The organism is Feifania hominis (genome assembly GCF_014384765.1).
GTDB lineage: Bacteria > Bacillota > Clostridia > Oscillospirales > Feifaniaceae > Feifania > Feifania hominis.
Map to the genome: position 1 here is coordinate 275,097 of NZ_JACRSP010000002.1, position 18,969 is coordinate 294,065.

The 18,969-nt window shown below is 56.7% G+C and carries 16 protein-coding genes; 3 read left to right on the top strand and 13 right to left on the bottom strand.

The window, feature by feature from the left end:
* Positions 1-5: 5 nt before the first annotated feature.
* Positions 6-605 carry a recombination mediator RecR gene (recR, locus tag H8695_RS04805; RefSeq protein ID WP_249299765.1) on the top strand — a complete coding sequence of 200 codons (600 nt, stop codon included), beginning with the start codon at positions 6-8 and terminating at the stop codon, positions 603-605.
* Between the two features lie 54 nt (positions 606-659).
* Here the strand turns inward: recR and H8695_RS04810 are convergent, their stop codons facing one another.
* Entirely contained in the window at positions 660-1,985 is a 1,326-nt protein-coding gene (locus H8695_RS04810) for an MATE family efflux transporter (protein ID WP_249299766.1), read from the bottom strand.
* Complete coding sequence (locus tag H8695_RS04815) at positions 1,943-2,428, bottom strand: MarR family winged helix-turn-helix transcriptional regulator (protein ID WP_249299767.1); 486 nt, start codon at positions 2,426-2,428, stop codon at positions 1,943-1,945. The genes H8695_RS04810 and H8695_RS04815 overlap by 43 nt, the downstream gene beginning before the upstream one ends.
* A 276-nt stretch (positions 2,429-2,704) precedes the next feature.
* On the opposite strand from H8695_RS04815, the gene H8695_RS04820 reads away from it, so the two are divergent.
* Positions 2,705-4,015: an MFS transporter gene (locus tag H8695_RS04820; protein WP_249299768.1), complete on the top strand. Its 1,311-nt coding sequence runs from the start codon at positions 2,705-2,707 to the stop codon at positions 4,013-4,015.
* A 52-nt stretch (positions 4,016-4,067) separates the two neighbouring features.
* Here the strand turns inward: H8695_RS04820 and H8695_RS04825 are convergent, their stop codons facing one another.
* The 11 genes from H8695_RS04825 to H8695_RS04875 form a co-directional block, all read right to left on the bottom strand.
* On the bottom strand, positions 4,068-5,828 hold the full coding sequence (locus H8695_RS04825; RefSeq protein WP_249299769.1) for an ABC transporter ATP-binding protein: 1,761 nt from the start codon (positions 5,826-5,828) through the stop codon (positions 4,068-4,070).
* Positions 5,825-7,600 carry an ATP-binding cassette domain-containing protein gene (locus tag H8695_RS04830; RefSeq protein ID WP_249299770.1) on the bottom strand — a complete coding sequence of 592 codons (1,776 nt, stop codon included), beginning with the start codon at positions 7,598-7,600 and terminating at the stop codon, positions 5,825-5,827. Before H8695_RS04830 ends, H8695_RS04825 begins: the two co-directional genes overlap by 4 nt.
* A gap of 68 nt (positions 7,601-7,668) precedes the next feature.
* Positions 7,669-8,286, bottom strand: coding sequence for a TetR family transcriptional regulator (locus H8695_RS04835; protein ID WP_249299771.1), 618 nt, complete (start codon positions 8,284-8,286; stop codon positions 7,669-7,671).
* A 95-nt stretch (positions 8,287-8,381) separates the two neighbouring features.
* Positions 8,382-9,167, bottom strand: a complete 786-nt coding sequence (locus H8695_RS04840; RefSeq protein WP_249299772.1) for a hypothetical protein — start codon at positions 9,165-9,167, stop codon at positions 8,382-8,384.
* A gap of 15 nt (positions 9,168-9,182) precedes the next feature.
* Positions 9,183-9,911, bottom strand: coding sequence for a 16S rRNA (uracil(1498)-N(3))-methyltransferase (locus tag H8695_RS04845; RefSeq protein WP_249299773.1), 729 nt, complete (start codon positions 9,909-9,911; stop codon positions 9,183-9,185).
* Positions 9,912-10,090: 179 nt separating this feature from the next.
* On the bottom strand, positions 10,091-11,074 hold the full coding sequence (gene prmA / locus H8695_RS04850; protein WP_249299774.1) for a 50S ribosomal protein L11 methyltransferase: 984 nt from the start codon (positions 11,072-11,074) through the stop codon (positions 10,091-10,093).
* A 111-nt stretch (positions 11,075-11,185) separates the two neighbouring features.
* Positions 11,186-13,405: an S-layer homology domain-containing protein gene (locus H8695_RS04855; RefSeq protein WP_249299775.1), complete on the bottom strand. Its 2,220-nt coding sequence runs from the start codon at positions 13,403-13,405 to the stop codon at positions 11,186-11,188.
* Between the two features lie 55 nt (positions 13,406-13,460).
* The gene (locus H8695_RS04860; RefSeq protein WP_249299776.1) at positions 13,461-14,627 is read right to left on the bottom strand and encodes an ABC transporter permease; all 1,167 of its coding nucleotides are present in this window, start codon (positions 14,625-14,627) and stop codon (positions 13,461-13,463) included.
* Entirely contained in the window at positions 14,624-15,325 is a 702-nt protein-coding gene (locus H8695_RS04865; protein WP_249299777.1) for an ATP-binding cassette domain-containing protein, read from the bottom strand. Before H8695_RS04865 ends, H8695_RS04860 begins: the two co-directional genes overlap by 4 nt.
* Positions 15,326-15,341: 16 nt before the next feature.
* Positions 15,342-17,078 (bottom strand): efflux RND transporter periplasmic adaptor subunit, encoded by a 1,737-nt coding sequence (locus tag H8695_RS04870; RefSeq protein ID WP_249299778.1) that lies wholly within the window; start codon positions 17,076-17,078, stop codon positions 15,342-15,344.
* Between the two features lie 420 nt (positions 17,079-17,498).
* Positions 17,499-18,179 carry a helix-turn-helix domain-containing protein gene (locus tag H8695_RS04875; protein ID WP_249299779.1) on the bottom strand — a complete coding sequence of 227 codons (681 nt, stop codon included), beginning with the start codon at positions 18,177-18,179 and terminating at the stop codon, positions 17,499-17,501.
* 176 nt (positions 18,180-18,355) lie between these two features.
* Between H8695_RS04875 and pduL the strand changes: the two genes are divergently transcribed.
* Positions 18,356-18,928: a phosphate propanoyltransferase gene (gene pduL, locus H8695_RS04880; protein WP_249299780.1), complete on the top strand. Its 573-nt coding sequence runs from the start codon at positions 18,356-18,358 to the stop codon at positions 18,926-18,928.
* Positions 18,929-18,969: the final 41 nt, after the last annotated feature.

An 18,969-nucleotide genomic window follows, 5' to 3' on the forward strand; every position in this document is an offset into this window, starting at 1 on the left:
AGACCATGCAGTATTATGTGCCCCCGGTTGCAAAACTGATCGAACAATTTGAGAAGCTCCCCGGCGTGGGCCACAAGACCGCGCAGCGGCTCGCCTTTCATGTCATCGGGCTGCCGCGCCAGTCGGCGCTCGACTTCGCCGCGGCCATCGTGGAGGTCAAAGACGGCATCCACTACTGCGCTGTGTGCCAGAACATCACCGACACCGAGCTCTGCTCCATCTGCGCAAACGACGCGCGCGACCGCAGCGTCATCTGTGTTGTCGAGGAGCCGCGCGATGTGGTCTCCATCGAGAAGACCAAGGAGTACCACGGGCTCTACCATGTGCTCCACGGCGTGATCTCCCCCATGGACGGAATCGGCCCGGACGAGCTGAAAATCCGCGAGCTGATAAGCCGTCTCGGCGACGGCAGCGTACAGGAGCTCATCATGGCCACAAACCCCACCATCGAGGGGGAGGCCACGGCTATGTATATCTCGCGGCTGTGCAAGCCGCTCGGCGTCAAGGTGTCGCGCCTCGCCTACGGCATCCCGGTGGGCGGGGACCTGGAGTATGCCGACGAGGTCACGCTGCTGCGGGCCATTGAGGGCCGCCGGGAGATGTGACCGCAATACAGCAAATCAAAAAGCACAGGACAGCTGTCCTGTGCTTTTGTTGTTTCAGTAGCCGTAGCGTCCCCGCAGCCGCAGCACATAAATTGCCGAGACCACGAGCGCCGCAAACTCGGCCATCGGAATGGACAGCCAAACGCCCTCCACGCCCCAGAGCTCCGGCAGAAGCCAGATGGCCGCGACAATGAACACAAAGGTTCTCAAAAAGGAGAGGATCGCCGAGACCCTGCCGTTTGACAGGGCCGTAAACAGTCCTGAGGCGAAGATGTTGCTGCCCATGAACAGAAAGCCGACTGCAAAAAGGTCCATCCCATGAAGCGCGAGCTCAAAGACTGCGCTGTCAGCCGCCGCGAAAACGCCCACGACGTACCTGGCGAGCCAGACCGAGAGCCCATACGCCAGCACCGAGCCGACGCCGATGAAGCAGCCGCTTGTGCGCACCAGCTTCGCCAGGCGCTTTTTGTTGTCCGCGCCGTAGTTGAAGCTGATCAGCGGCGCAACGCCCGACGTGTACCCCAAAAAGATGGCCGTGAAGAGAAACTGCGCGTAAAATACAATGGTCATGGCGGCGACGCCGTCCTCCCCGAGCAGTTTCATCATGATGAGGTTGAACAGAAAGGTCGTCACCGCGACCGAGAGATTTGACACCATCTCCGACGAGCCGTTCGCGCAGGCGCCCGCGAGAGTGCGTGGCTCCCAGACAGGCTTTGCGAAGTGCAGCAGCCGCCCGCGCCGGCCCGAGAAATAGACAAGCCCGATTGCCGCCGGGATGATAAACCCGATCCCCGTCGCAATTGCCGCGCCCTTGATTCCCATGCCCAGCGGTACGATGAAGACATAGTCGAGCACCAGGTTTGCAACACCGCCCGCCACTGTCGCAATCAGCCCCAGATTCGGCCGTCCCGCCGTGGCGAAGAAAAACTGAAACAGCAGCTGCAGCATGGCAAAGGGTACAAAGAGGCACAGGTAGAACGCATAGTCCCGGCAGTAGTCGAGAATGGCGCCGTTTGCGCCGAGCGCAATGACCATCGGCTCGGCAAAGAGCAACCCGAGCACCGCCAGCACTGCGCCGAGCCCCGCCGCGAAGCTCACAATCAGAGTGAAGCTGCGCTTAGCGCGCTGTGTGTCACCCTCGCCCATCTGCTTTGCCACAATGGCGCTGCCCCCCGTTGCGAGCATGATGCCGATGGCAAAAATCAGATTTACCGCCGGGTAGACGATGTTGATGGCCGATAGGGCGCCTGTGCCGACAAAGTTTGAGACGAATGCGCCGTCCACCATGGTGTAAAACGAGTTGAAGACCATCATAACGATGGTGGGCAGCGTAAATTTTAAGATGAAGCCGGGGGTGATGGTTCTCTCAAAGGAGTGCATAAGTCCGTTTCCTCATTGCTTTCTTTCATAAAGTGGTGGTTGATGGTATCGAGCATGTCACAGAGCACCGCGATCTCGTCTTTTGTGTACTTCTGCTCAATTTCGTCAAGCGCCCGGTAGAGCACGCGGTCGTAGAGCTTGTACTCGGCGAGAAGCTCACGGTTGACATGCAGATAAAAGACCCGTCTGTCTTCGCAGCTCTGTGTCTTTGTGACAAGGCCGAGCTTTTCAAGCTCCTTTACTTTCAGGGTGACAGCCGACTTCGCCACGTGCAGAGCCTCTGCCAGATAGCTCACCGTACAGTTCTCCCGGTAGGCGATGATGTCGAGATAGAGCAGACTGTTGTAGGTGATGTGCTGTATGTTGTGAAAGCGGTTGGCAAGGCGCAGCTCACTGATCACCATATCGAGATAGTAGCGGTCCATACGCTGTCTGAGATCCATTCATACCCCTCCTATCGTTATAAAATTATAATTATAATAGCTTAACTAATATAGCAGAAACCTCTTCCCCCTGTCAAGGCTTTCTTGCATCTTCCGGCGGAACTTGGTACAATGATGCCATTCCACAGAAAGGCGGTGGCACCATGCGTCTTTGCATAGCTTTTGCTCCATGCAGAGTCTGACGGACGCCGGCTGTATGGAGCGCACGCCCTGACGGGGCTGCGTCCGAACACTCTGCATCTCGGTCAATCTGATAAAAAGAGAGGCAGAGCCACTATGAACCACAGTAAAACCATCCGCGCGCTCAAACCGCGCAGCGGATTTCCCGCATTTGTCATCCTCTGGGCCACACAGGCCCTCTCCACCCTCGGCAGCTCCATGACCGGTTTTGCGCTGGTCATCTGGTCCTACCGGCAGCAGGGTTCCGCGCTCACGACCGCCCTGCTCTCGGTGTGCACCTACGCGCCCTATGTGCTCATCGGCTTTTTTGCCGGGGCGCTGAGCGACCGCTGGGACAAATGCCGCACGCTCCTCGTCTGCGACACGCTCGCTGCGCTGAGCACACTCTCCGTGTTCGTCCTGTACCGCGCGGGGTCTCTTGCCGTGTGGCACCTCTACGTGCTCAACGCTGCAAACGGCTTTATGAACGCCTTTCAGCAGCCCGCCGGCGATGTGGCGGTGAGTCTGCTCGCCCCGCGCGAGCAGTACCAGCGCGTCGGGGGCATGCAGTCGTTCTCAAATTCCCTGGTGACCATTCTGACCCCCATTTTTGCCTCGGCAGTGCTCGCTTTCGGCGGGATGGAAACCATCATCATTCTGGATCTCTCGAGCTTCTGCGTCGCATTTTTGGCGCTTGTTCTTCTGATCCGCATCCCGGCGGCACCGCCCGCCGGCGCGCCGAAGAGTGTGCTCCGCGAGGGGCTTGAGGGACTCATCTATCTCAGGCGACACCGCGGCGTGCTCGATTTGATCCTCTTTCTGGCGGCTATCAACCTGACCGCTTCGGTTTTCAACGCGGCGCTTCCGGCCATGCTCCTCTCGAGAAAGGGCGGCGGCGAGATGGCCCTGGGGCTCGTCAACACCTGCACGGGGCTTGCGACCGTCGCGGGCAGCGTGGCGGTGTCGCTCATGCCCCCGCCGAAGAGCCGCGTGCGGGTCATCTGCAACACGCTGCTGTTCTCCATGGGTATCGAGAACATTCTGCTTGCGTTCGGGCGGGAGCTTTGGATCTGGTGTCTGGCCGGTGTGCTCGGCTGGCTTCTGATCCCGGTGATGAACGCCAACATGAACGCCCTGCTGCGCTCCTATATCCCGCTCGATCTCCAGGGGCGCGTCTTCGCCGCGCGCAACACGCTGCAGTTTTTCACCATACCGCTCGGGTATCTGCTCGGCGGAATTCTGGTCGACCGGGTCTTTGAGCCGCTTCTGGCAGCGCAGACGCCCGGCAGTGTCCTGCAGCTGCTCTTCGGCGACTCCAAGGGATCGGGCGCCGCCATGCTCTTCGCGGTGCTCGCCGTCACGGGCGAGCTCACCTGTCTGATCTTCCGGCGGGATCGCCACATCTGGGCTCTCGAGAAGAGTAAATAAAGTCAAAACAGGCACAGCGCAGAGGCGCTGTGCCTGTTCTATTCTTATCCCTTTAATGCGCTTCTCTGCCGCAGAGTCCGCCCGGAATGGTCCAACGCTGACTTCTGTTCTGCAGCTCCACCATGCGCCGATAGAGCCCATCGTCCTGCAGCAACTGCTCCGGCGCGCCCTGCTCGGCGACCATGCCATTCGCCAGCACGACAATTTTATCCGCCCCCGCAACGGTGCGCATACGATGAGCAATCACCAGTACGGTCTTGTTGCGAATCAACCTTGAAAGTGCCGTCTGTATCAGCGTCTCATTCTCCACATCAAGCGAGGCGGTCGCCTCGTCGAGCAATATGATGGGGGCATCTTTCAGAAAGGCTCTCGCAATGGAAATTCGCTGGCGCTCACCGCCTGAGAGCGCACAGCCATTTTCGCCGATTTGACTCTGATAGCCATCTGGCAGCCTGTCTGCAAACTCATCGCAGTTGGCAAGACGCGCCGCGGCGAGCACCTGCTCATCTGTGGCATCCCTCCTGCCGATGCGAATGTTTTCCAAAATGGTGTTGTCAAACAGGGTCACATCCTGAAATACAATGGCGTAGAGCGACAGAAGCGTCTCGGGATCAATTTTTGAGATGTCCATTCCGCCAACCGTAATGTTCCCCTGGTCCACATCCCAAAAGCGTGCTGCGAGACGGGATACCGTGGTCTTTCCGCCACCGGAGGGACCGACCAAAGCCGTCACTTCCCCCTGCCTTGCCGTAAAAGAGACGTCCCTGAGCACCGTCTCTCCTGTGTTGTAGGCAAATTTTACGTGGTCAAACACCACATCACAGCCCCTGTTTGTGAGGTGAGTGTCTCCGGTCTGAACCGGGTGGTCGAGAATCTCGTTCATGCGGGCGATGTTTGTTCGCGTCGCAATCACGGCAGCAAGATTCTGCAGCGCTCCCTGCAGCGGATCATAGAGCCGTGAGACCACCAGCAGAAAGAGAAAGAACGTCGGCACATCGAGTGAGCCGTCCACCAGCAGAATGGATCCAACCAGTGCCACAGTTGCAATGCCCAGCTTGAGTATCAGAGTCGCCGAAACCACGAAGACCGCAGTGCCAAGTTCCGAGAGAATAGCGCGATGCTCCACTGCCTTGATCTTCCCATCGAGGCCCTCGAGATAGCCATCTTCGGCATTGTTGGCTTTGAGGTCGCGTACGGTTTCAATACACTCCTGAATTCCATCGGCACAGGCCATTTTTGCGTCCATCTGGCGGGCACTGAGCCTCTGCTGCACTCGGGATGACAGACCGACAATGGCAAAGGCGACCGGCATCACCCAAAGTGCGGCAAGCGCCATACGCCAGTCGTAACCGAACAGTCCCACTGCGACCAGCGTCGTCGAAATCATGGCGCCAATCAGCTCCGGAATGAAGTGAGAGAAAGCCTGTTCCAAAAATGTGCAGTCCGCCATGATGGTGCTCGTCAAATCTGCAAGATCCTTTTTTCCGAAGAAAGACAGGGGGATCTTGCGCAGTTTTTCCGCAAGAGAAATCCGACGCACACCGCTTTCGGTGTAGGTGGCAAAATAGGTCGCATTGTATTGAAACCAGGTGGTGAGCAGTATCATGCCGATGCAGGCGGCGCATCCGACGAGATAGAACGCCGTGGCGCCGCTTCCGACTCCGCCGTTCATCAGCTCGATGACAAGTCGATATAGAAGCCCCGCAGGAAACAGAAAGGACAGATTTTGAAACACGCAGGCAATGCAGCCTCTGACAAGATCGACTGCTCCCTGCCTGGAAAGAGCGAATTTCTTTTGCAGCTTTGCAATCATTCTGAAACCTCCTTTGCAACTTTCCAGCGGACAGAAGTTTGGTAATCGCTCCACATTTGACTGAACAGACCGCCGCTGCGTATGAGTTCATCACAGGTGCCGCTTTGCAAAATCCGCCCGTCCTGCAGAACAAAAATTCGATCCGCGCTCACGACAGTTGACAGGCGATGTGCAATCATTATCACGGTTTTGCCCCTTGTGAGTTCATTGAACGCTGCCTGCACACGGGCCTCGTTGTCGGGGTCGGCAAAAGCCGTCGCCTCATCGAGAATGACAATGGGCGCATCTTTTAGCAACACTCTCGCGATTGCGATGCGCTGCTGTTCCCCACCTGAAAGATAGATCCCTCTGGAGCCGATCACCGTATCAATGCCGTGCGGCAACTTTTCCACAATATCCATACACTGCGCCGCCCGCAGTGCGTTGATCACCTGCTCACGCGTGGCATCCGGCCGCCCCAGGCGCACGTTATCCAGAACCGATGCCTTTATCAGCCGGCTGTTTTGAAACACAAAGGAGACCGTGTCCATCAGCTCTCTTTTCTCAATGTTTCTCACATCCACGCCACCAATCAGCACCCGGCCGCTCTGCGGGTCGAAAAAGCGTGATACCAGATTTGCGAGCGTTGTCTTTCCTCCGCCCGACGGGCCGACAAACGCAACCGTCTGACCGGCCTCAATACGCAGCGAAACCTGTTCAATCGCATTTTTTCCGCCGCCATAGCTGTAGCTGACACACTCGAGTTCCACCGAGGCATCCATCGGATGCTCCGGCGCGGCCGGCCGAGAGAGGGGGCTGAGCTCCAATACACTGTCAATTCGCTGAAGCGCGTCGTCCACAATCATGGCATTTTCGCTCTGAAACATGATTTTCGTCAGCGTTACCGATATGACCGGCGTTATGATGATATAAAAAATCAGATTGAGCAGAAAGTTACCGCTCACTCCGCCGCGCGTGAACAGCAGGCCGGCCGCAATCAGAAAGGCAAAGACACTGTTGATTGCTGCCGTATAGCAGAGCATGGGGCCGCGCAGCTGTCTGGTGTAGGCAATTACCCATGTTCCGTACCGGTCAATGGAGTCCTTGAACTTTCTAAAGGAAAACACCGTCTGGCCGAACGTCTTGACCACAGGGATGCCGCGCACATACTCCACCGCTTCATTTGACATGTCGTCCAGTGCGTTTTGGTACTCCTGCATCTTCTGGCGCATCTTGGCACCGGTCATACTCATCATAATGGCGAACCCGAGCACTACCGGCACAAGGCTCAAAAGTCCCAACCGCCAATCAAAGATCAAAAGCAGTGCCAGCAGGCCGACCGGAGTCGCAATGGCCGCCGATTTGTCGGGAAGCTGGTGTGCCAGATAGGTCTCTGTCGCCGCGCTCGACTCGTTGACAATCTTGCGCAGCTTTCCGCTGCCAAAGCTCTCGGCAAACCCGAGAGGCAGCTTGACAATATGGTGCATGGCCGCTCTGCGAATGTTGGCAGCTACTCGAAACGCCGAAATGTGCGAACACATGAGTCCGGCTATATAGATCAACACGCTCAATACGGCCGATGCAACAGCCATCCAGCCGTTGTGCGCCAGGTGTCGTGCCGCGCTGAAATCCGGTGCCGTGGCGAGCACTTCACGGACAATCTTCCAAATATACCAGAATGGCACCAACGCCACCAGGGCGCTGAGCGCCGCGAGCACCCACGACGCATAGGTGAAATACCGGTAGCCACCGGCATATCCCATCAGCCTCGACAGGTTCGATTGCTTTTTCACAGCAGTTCCTCCTCTTGGTTTTGTATTTTAGTTAGTTTTAACTAACTATAAGGTTAAAGAAAGGGGGCTCACAGCCCCATGATGCTCCGCCAGCCGGCGGTGTAAAACTCACGCAGCGCACGGGTGTATCCAATTGCCTTTTCCCGCGGCATATCATGCACGACTATCTCGAAAAAGCCGGAGAAGAATCCACTGACTAAAATATGTTCAAGCTGGCCGTCAATCGGCTGTGTCTTGTGCCCCAGCTGCCCGAGCACTCGCAAAAAGCGATTGGTCGCCTCGGTTTCAATTTCTACAAGCGTGTGAACAAAGTTCTCATACTCTGTACCCTGCGCGCAGCACAGCAGCAGTTTAAACGCGTCGTAGTGCTCATACAGATAGTCCACCATCCACATCATACATTCGCCCGAGATTTCCCCCATGTTACCGGGCTGCTGCTCGGGCGGTAACTCGGCAAACTCATTTTGCGCACTGTTGAACCGCGCGAGAAAAGTCTCTGCCTGCTCGCCTACCAGGGCATCAAACAGGGCCTCCTTGCTGCTGTAGTAGCCATAGAAAGCTCCGGTGGTGACACCGGCCTGTTTTACAATGGTACGAAGCGACGCCTCGCGAAACCCCCGCTTGAGAAATTCTCTGCGCCCGGCATCCAGTATGCTCTGCCGTGTCGTCTGCTCTCGCCCCGCCACAGGATACCTCCCAACATTTATAACACTGTTATATTTTAATCCCTATTCGGCTTTTTTGTCAAGCGAAAAAAAAGAAGAGCTTGCGCTCTTCTTTTTTATCGGTACATCAGACGGACAGTGTAGTAAATCGCCGCGACAAGCGCACAGCCGCCCACCGCAAACAGAGCGTAGTAGGCGAAGCTTGCGCCGTAGACCAGAATCAGCGGGAAGAGAACCATCGCCAGTACAAAGAACAAAAACAGCGGGGCATAGCGCGTTTTCTCTGAGAAAACGGCAATGCTCTTTGTGCCGATGGTAAGCTTGCCCCCTTTGACCTTGAGGTACACCGCGAGCGCGAGCGCCACGGCAAACACAGCCTCAATGGCAATCACCAGACCGGTCAGCGACCCCTGAAACGGCGGATAGGTCAGAAGACGATACATGCCGTAAATGGCGAGAAAGCTCATGATCATCGAGCCCGCCAGCACAAAGAAGTCAAACTCATAGATAAAATAGATCAAAAAGAGCACATAGGCCACGGGGATGATGATGTAGCAGGCCTTGACCGCATCGAGATGATACTCAGAGATGGCCCAGAGAGCAATGAGAAACGCCGCCACAACGCCGATGATCTCGGGCAGCGTAAGCGGAAAAGCGGAAAGGTCTTTTCCCTTTTTCTTTGAACGGACGTAGTACACAACGGCCCATACGCCCACGAGCACCGCCAGGACAGCGAGTACAGGAATCATCACCTTGACCGCACGGTACCCATAGAGTGTCATATGCCCGCGCCACAGAAACATCAGCGCAATCAGTACGGCAAAAGTGATGGCGGAGTAGGCGACAATCTTATTGCTCACCCGAAGCTCTTTTTTGGTCTGTTTATTCTGCTTAGAAGACAAGGATTTCTCCTCCCACTATAAGTTATTTGTCAATGTCATCAGCGCTGCAAGCGCACAGGCGCCCGCCGTCTCGGTGCGCAGAATCCGCGGCCCGAGCGTGTAGGGCTCCATGCCGAGACTGCGTGCCAGAGTAGCCTCGGCTGTGTCAAAGCCCCCTTCTGGCCCGACGACAATCTGATAGGCCTGCGCCGCGGGGGCGCTGCGAAGGGTGCGCTCCCGCTCGGCCTCATAGAGAAATACGGGGCAGCCCCCGCCCGAGGCTATCTGAGCCAGCGCCGCTTCGAGCTCCAGCGCAGCGCACACTCTCGGTACGATGCCCCTGCCCGACTGCTTGGCCGCCTCATAGGCGATCTGACCGTAGCGGACGATCTTTTTTTCAAGTGCCGCTGCCTGCGGGCGCGAAACGCACCGCTTTGAGATGACGGGGACAATGGTGTGTACCCCGAGCTCCACGCAGCGCTTGACGATGCCGTCCATCTTGTCGCCCTTGGGCAGACACTGGTAGAGCGCCACCTCAATGGTAGGCTCGCTGCCGTTCTGTTCCCGGCGCAGGATATCCAACTCAACCTGGGTGCGCGCGGTGGCCGCAATGCGGCAGATGTAGTCGGTCTGCTCTCCATCGCACACGACGACCTCGTCACCGGGCGCCAGACGCAGCACTCTTGTGATGTGCTCGGCGTCCTGCCCGCGCAGGATTATTCGGTTTGTGGACACATCCTGTGCAGCGCAGAAAAAGCGCCTCATGTCACCACACCCATCCGTCGCCACAGTGAAATGATCCTCTCATGACGCGCAGCGGCAATATACGGCTGTTTTTCGGCCGCCCCGCAGGGGGCAAGAAAAACGGCCCGGAATGAAATAGAATAGTCGCCATGCGTAATTATATCCCAATGTGGAAAACTTGTCCATAGAAAAGAATGCTCCTAGGGCTCTGTGTGCGGCCGCGTCGCCGTAATCTCGCACCAGCCGCCCTGCTCGGTCGTCTCTGTGATGCAGTAGCCGAGTGCGCCGAGAGCGTCCAGGACATCGTCTTTTCTCTCGTCAATGATGCCCGATGTGATAAAAACGCCCCCCTCTTTGAGAAAATTCAGCGCGAGCGGGGCCGCCGCAATGATGACGTCCGCCACAATATTCGCCACGATGACGTCAAATTTTTCACCACCCGAGAGCTTTGACAGTGTCTCAAGATCGGTCACATTGCCGGAAGTGAAGTAGCAGCGCTCTTCGCCGATGCCGTTGCACTGCGCGTTTCGGTAGGCGACCGGTACTGCATTCTCGTCGATGTCGATGCCGCGGGTCTGGCCCGCGCCGAGCAGCAGCGCGGCAATGGAGAGAATCCCGCTGCCGCAGCCGAGATCGAGCACATGCTCGCCGCCTCTGATGTGGCGCTCGAGCGCTGTCATGCACAGCTGCGTGCTGTGATGGGAACCCGTACCGAAAATCATACCGGGGTTGATCACAAGCACCGTGCGGCCGCCCGCATCGCCGATCTCCTCCCACTCGGGACGGATGAGCAGCTTCTCCCCCACCGGAATGGGGTTGAAGTACTGCTTCCAGCTGTTGGACCAGTCCTCCTCGTTGATGTTGGCAGTCTTGAGTTCAAGCGAGCCAAAGTCGATCTCCGGCATGCTGTCGCGCAGATCCGAAAGACCGTGCTTGACGGCGAACATGGTCTCGACGCCGCCGGCGTTGTTCGGCACATAAAACGTGACCTGGCAGAGATTTTTCTGCCGGTTTTGAAGCTCCTCATCGACATAGTCCCAGTACTGCTTATTCTGCTCTAAAAACTCCTCAAAATCCGCGCCGTCCTCAATCTGAAACCCTGTGAGTCCCAGCGCGATCAGCCGCGCGCAGACATAGTCGACCGCTGCGTGTGTGGTCAGAATGTTCAATTCCAGCCAGTCCATCTCTCTCCCCCGCCGCATTTTCGCGGCGCCGAATTCCGGCTTCGGCCCGCCGTGATGAAAGCGCAAAGGCAGGGGGCTTCGGGAAGCCCCCTGTCCAAGTAAAATCTCTTATCAGCTGACTTCGATGATGCGGACCATTCCGCCCGTCTCCACCGTGTTGTTGATGAAAATCTTAAAACTGGTGTACATGGATTTTGCCTTGTCAAGCGCAATGATCTTATCCGCCGACGGTGCATAGACGATGACATCCTGTGCAATCGGAATAAACTTGCCGTCAATCTTGACAAACTGGTCGGTGTCAAAATCCTTGAGGGCAACCGTGCCCTCATAGCGCACCGGGCTCACCGCGAGCACACGGCCCGACTTGACGGTGATGCCTCCGTAGCTTGACAGGCCGGAGGTAGTGGGCAGATTGTAGGAGTAATTCTCCGTGACCTCCTGCCCCTCATCGTTGACATAGCGGATGGAGACACTGTCCTCACTGGCTTTGGTCAGGCCGTAGATATAGCCGCTGCCAGTCACATCGCGCAGTACCAGTGTTGTAATGGTCCCTGTCGAGTCGGTCAGCGCGAGCTCGACCATACTCGACGGCACCGTGTCAATCTTGATGTCGGACAGGCTGATCTGCATCAGCGGCGCGTAGGAGGACATCTTCTCGTAGATCTTACACGAGGGCGACAGCGCTGTCTTGCCCACCGTGCGGTTCTTGACATCCAGCGAGCCCGTGACCGAACCGCTGGTGACAGGTCTGAGAGAAATGCTGTTGCCAGAGCCCGTGTACACACGCACCAGCTGGCCGACATACTCGTCGGTGAACAGATTCGACTTGCCGCTGATCTCAATGCCGTTTTGCAGTGTCACAACCGCCATACCCGCGTCGGACAGACTCTTGACGATGCCGTATTGCTCAGCCTGCAGCTCGCTCTGGCGCACCGCACCCGCAACCGTGCCGTCCGGCGCGAAGAGCAGAGTGATCGCATCCATCAGCTTGAAATTTTTGAAATCGGCCGCGCCGTTGGCAGAGACCACAAATTTTGTGCCGAGCACCGTCACCTCAGAGGGCAGCGTGAACGACGGGTAGGCGTCTTCATAGCGGCCCGAGAGTTTGTTGTCGCTGACGTTGATGGTATTGGTCGCGGCGGAGTAGGTTGCAACATCGTACTTTTTGATCTTATCATAGCCGACTTCCACGCCATTTTTGATGATTTTCGCCCCCGAAGTCGACGGGAACAGACCCGCGAGCGGGTTGTAGGAGGAGCTGCCGTCGCTCGTAACCACATAGGGGCCCACTCCCGCGACAGCGCTGACCGTGCTCAAATACTCAATCGCGCCCGAGTCGTTTGTGAAGATGCTCACCACCATACCGGGGGTGATGTCAAACCAGCAGAGATTAAACGCCTTCTTCTGGCCCTTGATGACAACCGGCGTATTTGCCGAAACACGGTAGGTCTTGCCGTCGCTGCCCTTGATGTAATCGCCGGTTGTCTCCGAGACGTTGACGACCGTTGTGTTGTACTTGTAGGGGACAAAGCCGTTGACCTGGCCGCTGCCATCTACAATGAGGATGCCCTTTGTGCCGACGAGCGCCGCCGGCAGAATGAACTTCGAGGTGTAGGTGCCGGCCTCGGAGTCGGTCTTGATCTCATACTCCGACAGGGACGAATCGGTAGCGCCGGTCGCAAGTACCATCACATTGTCCTGCGTGGTCTTGCCGAGCGTCGTGACAAAGAGCGAGCCCTCGCGGCCGCCCTCCGCGCGCACGGGCGTTACCAGCATATTGGCGATGAGCACTGCGGCGTCGCCGCGCAGCATGGGCGTATCAAGCCGGACGTTGACACCGTCGGTCAGGCCAATGGCCGCGGCTTTCTCAATGTAACTTGCCGGCCAGTTTGCGCCGATGTCCTCCACCGTGTAGCCGAGCACGCGAAGCGCGATGGTGACAGCCTCCTCATTGGTGATGGACTGGTCCGGCTTGAACGTGCCGTCGGCATAGCCGCCGATGAGCGGCTTTTCCATCTTGACGGCGTAGTTGATGTAGCTCGCTGCCCAGTGGGTGTGGGGCACATCCGGGAAGATGGTGAAATCCTTGTAGAGGCTCAGCATCGCCTTGACGTCAAGCGCCGAGACGATCATCTTGGTAAACTGGGCCCTTGTGAGCTGATCGCCCGGGCGGAACGTCCCGTCGCCGAAGCCGTCGAGAACGCCGAGGCCGACAAGCGTCTCCGCCGCAAGCGACACATTGGCGTCCTGAATGTCGGAAAACGCCATCGCGCTGCTCGCAAACGAGAACACAAGCACCAGTGTGAGTAGCAGAGAACAGATTTTTTTCATTGTACAGCACCCATTCCGCCGCCTGACGCGGCTGTATTTTTTACCCTGTGGCGTTTTACTCCTGCCGCAGCGCATCTATCGGGTTGAGCTTCGACGCCCGGTTCGCCGGATAGAAGCCGAAGAACACGCCGATGAGCATGGAGAAGAGAACGGCTCCGATGGTGATAAAGACATTGGGCAAAATCACCATGTCAAAGAAGAGTTTGCCCAGTATCAGCGTGACAAGGCCGCCGAATGCAATGCCGATTGCGCCGCCGAGCACGCTCACTGTGCCGGACTCGATGAGAAACTGCATGATGATGTCGCGCCGCTTGGCGCCAATGGCCTTGCGGATACCGATCTCGCGCGTGCGCTCGGTGACCGAGACGAGCATGATGTTCATGATGCCGATGCCGCCGACAATCAGCGAGATGCCCGCGATGCCGCCGAGCACAAGGCTGATGATCTGGGTGACCTGGTTGCTCTGCTCGATCGCTTCGTTGAAGCTGTAGACGTTGTAGTCCCACTCATTCGAGAACTTGGTCGACAGGTAGCCTCTGAGCTTTTCAATGGCCTCGTTGGTGCTCTTCGAGCTCTTGGCGCGAACGGTGAAGTTGTTGATCTGGGTGGAGCCCAGCAGCGCACGGTTGTTGGTGTAGGGGACGAGCACCATATCGTCGGCCTCGTACTTTGCACCGCCCGCTTTTTCCTTGAACACACCGATGACTGTGTATTTCTGCCCCTTGATGCGGATGGTCTTGCCGATGGGGTCTATGTAGTTGAACAGCTCCTTTTTGACGGCCGAGCCGATGACGGCCACGCGGGAGCGGTTCTGAACCTGTTTGTTGGTAATCATGGAGCCCGCCTCGAGCTCGTAGTTGTTGCAGACATCGTATTTGTCGCTGCCAAAATAGACATTGGTCTGCCAGGTCTTCTTCTGGTACTTGACGTCAAACCAGTTTGAGCTGTTCGGCGTGACGCCCTCGACGAGATCGTCCATCGACAGACAGAAATCGTACAGGCCGTCTGTCAGATCGCGGTTGGACCAGTAGTTGACCATAATGCGGTTGGTTCCCATGGACTCAAACTGCTTTTTGACCTGGTTTTGCAGACCCTGCGCCAGCGATACCATGATGATGACCGAGCTGACGCCAATGACGATACCAAGCATGGTCAGAAAGGATCGGACCTTGTTGTTGTTGATCGACTTGATCGCCATGGCGAGTGTCTTGCCCAAATTCATGATACCGCCTCCTCTACCATGTAGTCGTCTACGACCTTGCCGTCGTGGATGCGGATCACGCGCTTGGCCTGTTTTGCGATCTCGTTGTCATGCGTGATCAGAATGACGGTGGTACCCTCGGCGTTGAGCTCCTTGAGAATTTTCATGACCTGGGCGCCCGACTTTGAGTCGAGGTTGCCCGTCGGCTCGTCGGCCATGATGATCGGCGGCCGGGCCGCAACCGCGCGGGCAATGGCCACACGCTGCTGCTGGCCGCCCGACATCTGGCTCGGCAGATGCTTCATACGCCGGCTGAGCTCCACACGCTCGAGCGCCTCGGTGGAGAGTCTGCGGCGCTCCTCCTTGTGCATGCCGCGGTAGGTCAGCGGCAGCTCCACGTTCTCAAGGGCCGTCAGATCTTTGATCAGGTTGTAGCCCTGAAAGATAAAGCCAATCTGCTTGTTGCGAATTTCGGAGAGCTTGTTGTCGCTGAGCTCACTGACATTTTCACCCGCGAGATAGTACTCGCCGAGCGTCGGCGTGTCGAGACAGCCAAGCATGTTCATCAGCGTGGATTTTCCCGAGCCGGAGCTGCCGAGTATCGCCACGAACTCACCGTAGTCGATCCGGATGCTCACGCCGTCGAGCGCGCGCACCTCGTTCTCCTCACCCGGGTGATAGACCTTGTAGACATTGTTGACACGTATCAATTCAGCCACGTCATCGCCCCCCGGTCTAACCGACCATGACGACGCCGCCGCCCATCATTCCGCCGCCGCCCTGCATCCAGCTCGGGTCAGCCGCACCCATGAGCGCAACCTCGTCGCCCTCCTGCAGGCCGCTCTTGATCTCGACACTCTGGTCGTTGGAGATGCCGACTTCAACTGCTACGGCCACGAAGTCCTCCGGCACAACGGCAGGATCAACACCCTCGAGCGGTGTAATATCCCGGCCGCCTTTCTTGACGAAAGCGACATTCATGGGCGTTCCGCCCACATCCATATACTGGATGGCGCTCGACGGCACAGTGAGCACATTCTCCGCCGAGGTCGCGACGATGTTGTAGTCGACGTACATATTCGGCATGAGATTCTGCGCATCGTAAATCTCAATGGTCGCCGGGAAGTAGCTCATCCCGTTTTCAGCCTTGCCCTCGAGGGCGAGCTGAGTCAGCTGACCTGTGTAGCTCATCTGGTTCTCTCCGTCGTTGGAGGTGATCTGAACCATCATACCGACCGAGAGTTTGCCCACATCTTTCTCATCGATTTGGGCGTTGATGACCATGGTGTCAAGATTGGCAATGGAGATCAGGGATGTGGAAGTCGCGCCCTCGAGCTTGTCGCCCACAGCCAGATTCAGCGATGTGATGGTTCCGGAAATAGGTGCTGTCGGCGAGTAGCTCTCATACTCCTCGAGAACACGGTCATACTCTTTCTGCGCGTTTTCGAGATCCTTGCGCGCAGAGTCGACGGCGGTGTTGAGCGAGGTGTTCTCCATCACCATGAGCACATCGCCCTGGTTGAAGCTGTAGTAGTCTTTCATGACAACGTCGACAACCTCGCCATAGGATTTGAGGTTGACGTTCATCTCATCGTTGTAAGCGAGTTCGCCGGTCTCGGCGGGCATCACATCGCCGGTCGAAGAGGCGACCGTCGCCGTCGCTTTCATCCCGGCCGAGAGGGCGCCTGCGTTTTTCACGGTAATTTCAACCTCAAAGAGCACGGTGCCCTCTGCGGTGATCTTCTTGATCTTCTCAATGCCCGTGACCTCGCCGTTGATTTTGGACATGGTCTGCGGAATGGAGACAACGGCGCTCTGCCCCACTTTGATGCTATCAATGTAGGCATAGGAGAAGTAGAGCTTGAGCTTCATTTTGCTGTCGTCAAAGATGGTGGCGACAGTGGTGCCCTCAGAGGCGTTGTCACCCTTTTTTACCTTGACGTCACGGATCTTGCCTGAAATGGGGGCCGTCACTGTGAGATTCTCAATCTTCTTGACTGCGTTGTTATAGGCCTCCTGCGCATTTTTGAGCGCGTTCTCGGCGTTTGCAAGAGTCTGCTCATACTCGGAGGAATCCACCAGAAACAGCGGGTCTCCCTTTTCAACTTTCTGGCCGTTTTCCACGTAGAGCTCGAGCACCTCGCCCTTGGCGGCTGACACGACTTCAGCGCGCTCTTTTGCGTTGACCGGTGAATAGCCGTAGACGCTGTTGTCAATGGAACCCGTCATGGCAATGCCCGTGTTGATTGTCACGGGTTTCGGCTTGAAGAAGAGGTTGTACACCAGAAGCCCCACCGCCACGAGAATGGCGGCGAGAATGGTCCACCCGATGATTTTTTTGATTCTCTTGGCGCGCTTTTTGTCTTTTTTCTTCTCAAAGACCGGCTCGGCAGGCGCCGCAGGCGGCGCCTCAGCCGTTGCAACATTAGATTGTGTGTTCTTCTGCTCTGTCAGATTTTTCTCATCAGGCATGGATACAGCCTCCTTAAAGTTTCCTGTTTTCCCTACAGTTTAGTATGCTCTTGGATTTAGACGCATTTCATATCACAATTGTTTCATAGGTCTTTTTTCGTCTCGGACACGTTTCGTCGCCCTGCAAACGCCGAAATAGGCCGTGACGTCCCTGCTTTAAAATATATCATGAGCAAATTGCGTCTATGATACCATGCGGCTATGTTTTCAGCCGTCCCGCCGGGACTTGGCCCCGCAAGGGCCGAGAAAACGGCCCGAGTTTCATAGAATAGCCGCGGCTATTATATCAGATGGAGCAGGCGAACAGTATCGAATAGAACAAAATTCATGAAAATTTAAGATTTTCCAGCGGGCATGTTGTGCCTCATGGTCTCTGTACCCCAGCAAAAAGCCGCTCTGCGCGCGGCAGAGCGGCTCTGTTTACTTTGGCAATTTGCTTTTGATGTCATTTTCGGCATTTTTGATCATGTTGAGCAGCGCCGGCGCATCCTTTGGAAAGCTCTGTTTGAGCTGGTCATAGGTAAAGGGCTCCCGTGTGTCGTCGCGCTGCGCTGCAATGGCGGCCGCCGTCTTTTTGAGCTGCAGCTCGCACAGAGTCTGCGCGGCCGACGCCGCCTGCTCAAAGGCCAGATCATCCACCCCGAAAAAGGCCGGCTGATTTTGGCTGTTCGACTGGTAGTAATAGCGGAAGAGACGGTAGATGACAAGGGCAAGATACTTTTGAAACTCGGCCGACAGCTCCTTGTAGCGCGCGTCACGGGTCAGATCAAACAGCACGCTTGCGGCGCTGACAGTCAGCGCCTTGCCAAGGGACGGAAAGATGCTGCCGCGAAACACATTCTCTTTGGGCGTCTCATCGGGCTGTCCGCTCTGCGGTTCCTCCCCAGGACGGCGCTCTGCGGTACGGCCGAGCAGGTAGTCGGTTGAGACATTGTAAAAAGAGGATATCTTGACGAGAAAATCAAGTCCACACTCCCGGATACCCTTTTCATAGTGCGAGAGCAGCGCCTGCGAAATGCCAAGGCTCTTTGCCGCGTCCTTCTGACTGATTCCCCGCTCTTTTCTCAGCAGCGAAATCAACCGCGGAAAATCGTTATTCAAATGTTTCGCCTCCCACTCACTCTCGGCCACAGCCGTATTCGAATCGACTGTTTTCTATTATATATTACAGTTTGTAAAATGTAAACGGCCAAAAAACGACTTGCAATCTCTTTCTACAAAAGTTACAATAAGATCAGTTGAAAACACACCAATTTAAACATAGGAGATTGACAGCCATGAGTGATAAAACCGTTTTGATCGAGACGTCCGCCCGCCATCTTCATCTCTCCGATGCAGACCTTGCCACTCTCTTCGGCGAGGGCTATACCCTGACCGTGAAAAAAGAGCTCTCCCAGCCCGGCCAGTTCGCCTGCGCCGAAAAAGTTCAGGTCGTCGGCCCCAAGGGGGCTCTCAACATGTCCATTCTCGGGCCGACCCGCAAGGCGACCCAGATCGAGGTGTCCGCAACCGACGCACGTACGCTCGGTGTGACGCCGCCTGTCCGTGAGTCCGGCGACATCGCCGGCTCCGCCCCCTGCAAGCTCGTCGGTCCCAAAGGTGAGATTGATCTCAAAGAGGGGGTCATCATTGCCAAGCGCCACATCCATATGACCACGGCTGATGCCGAGGCGTTCGGTGTGAAAGATAAGGACATTGTCTGCGTCGACTTCAAGGGACCGCGCGGCGTCTGCTTCCATGAGACGGTCGTGCGCGTGAGCGACAGCTATGCGCTCGCCATGCACATTGACACGGACGAAGCCAACGCCGCCGGCATCTCCGGCAACGTCGAGGGCGTTCTTCTGAAGTAAAACAATCCATTCGCCTATTGAAAGCGGCCCGGATTTACCGG

Coding starts and splice junctions, on each gene's coding strand:
- recR (WP_249299765.1), top strand. CDS start 6: ATGCAGTATTATGTGCCCCCGGTTGCAAAACTGATCGAACAATTTGAG.
- H8695_RS04810 (WP_249299766.1), bottom strand. CDS start 1,985: ATGCACTCCTTTGAGAGAACCATCACCCCCGGCTTCATCTTAAAATTT.
- H8695_RS04815 (WP_249299767.1), bottom strand. CDS start 2,428: ATGGATCTCAGACAGCGTATGGACCGCTACTATCTCGATATGGTGATC.
- H8695_RS04820 (WP_249299768.1), top strand. CDS start 2,705: ATGAACCACAGTAAAACCATCCGCGCGCTCAAACCGCGCAGCGGATTT.
- H8695_RS04825 (WP_249299769.1), bottom strand. CDS start 5,828: ATGATTGCAAAGCTGCAAAAGAAATTCGCTCTTTCCAGGCAGGGAGCA.
- H8695_RS04845 (WP_249299773.1), bottom strand. CDS start 9,911: ATGAGGCGCTTTTTCTGCGCTGCACAGGATGTGTCCACAAACCGAATA.
- prmA (WP_249299774.1), bottom strand. CDS start 11,074: ATGGACTGGCTGGAATTGAACATTCTGACCACACACGCAGCGGTCGAC.
- H8695_RS04855 (WP_249299775.1), bottom strand. CDS start 13,405: ATGAAAAAAATCTGTTCTCTGCTACTCACACTGGTGCTTGTGTTCTCG.
- H8695_RS04860 (WP_249299776.1), bottom strand. CDS start 14,627: ATGAATTTGGGCAAGACACTCGCCATGGCGATCAAGTCGATCAACAAC.
- H8695_RS04870 (WP_249299778.1), bottom strand. CDS start 17,078: ATGCCTGATGAGAAAAATCTGACAGAGCAGAAGAACACACAATCTAAT.
- pduL (WP_249299780.1), top strand. CDS start 18,356: ATGAGTGATAAAACCGTTTTGATCGAGACGTCCGCCCGCCATCTTCAT.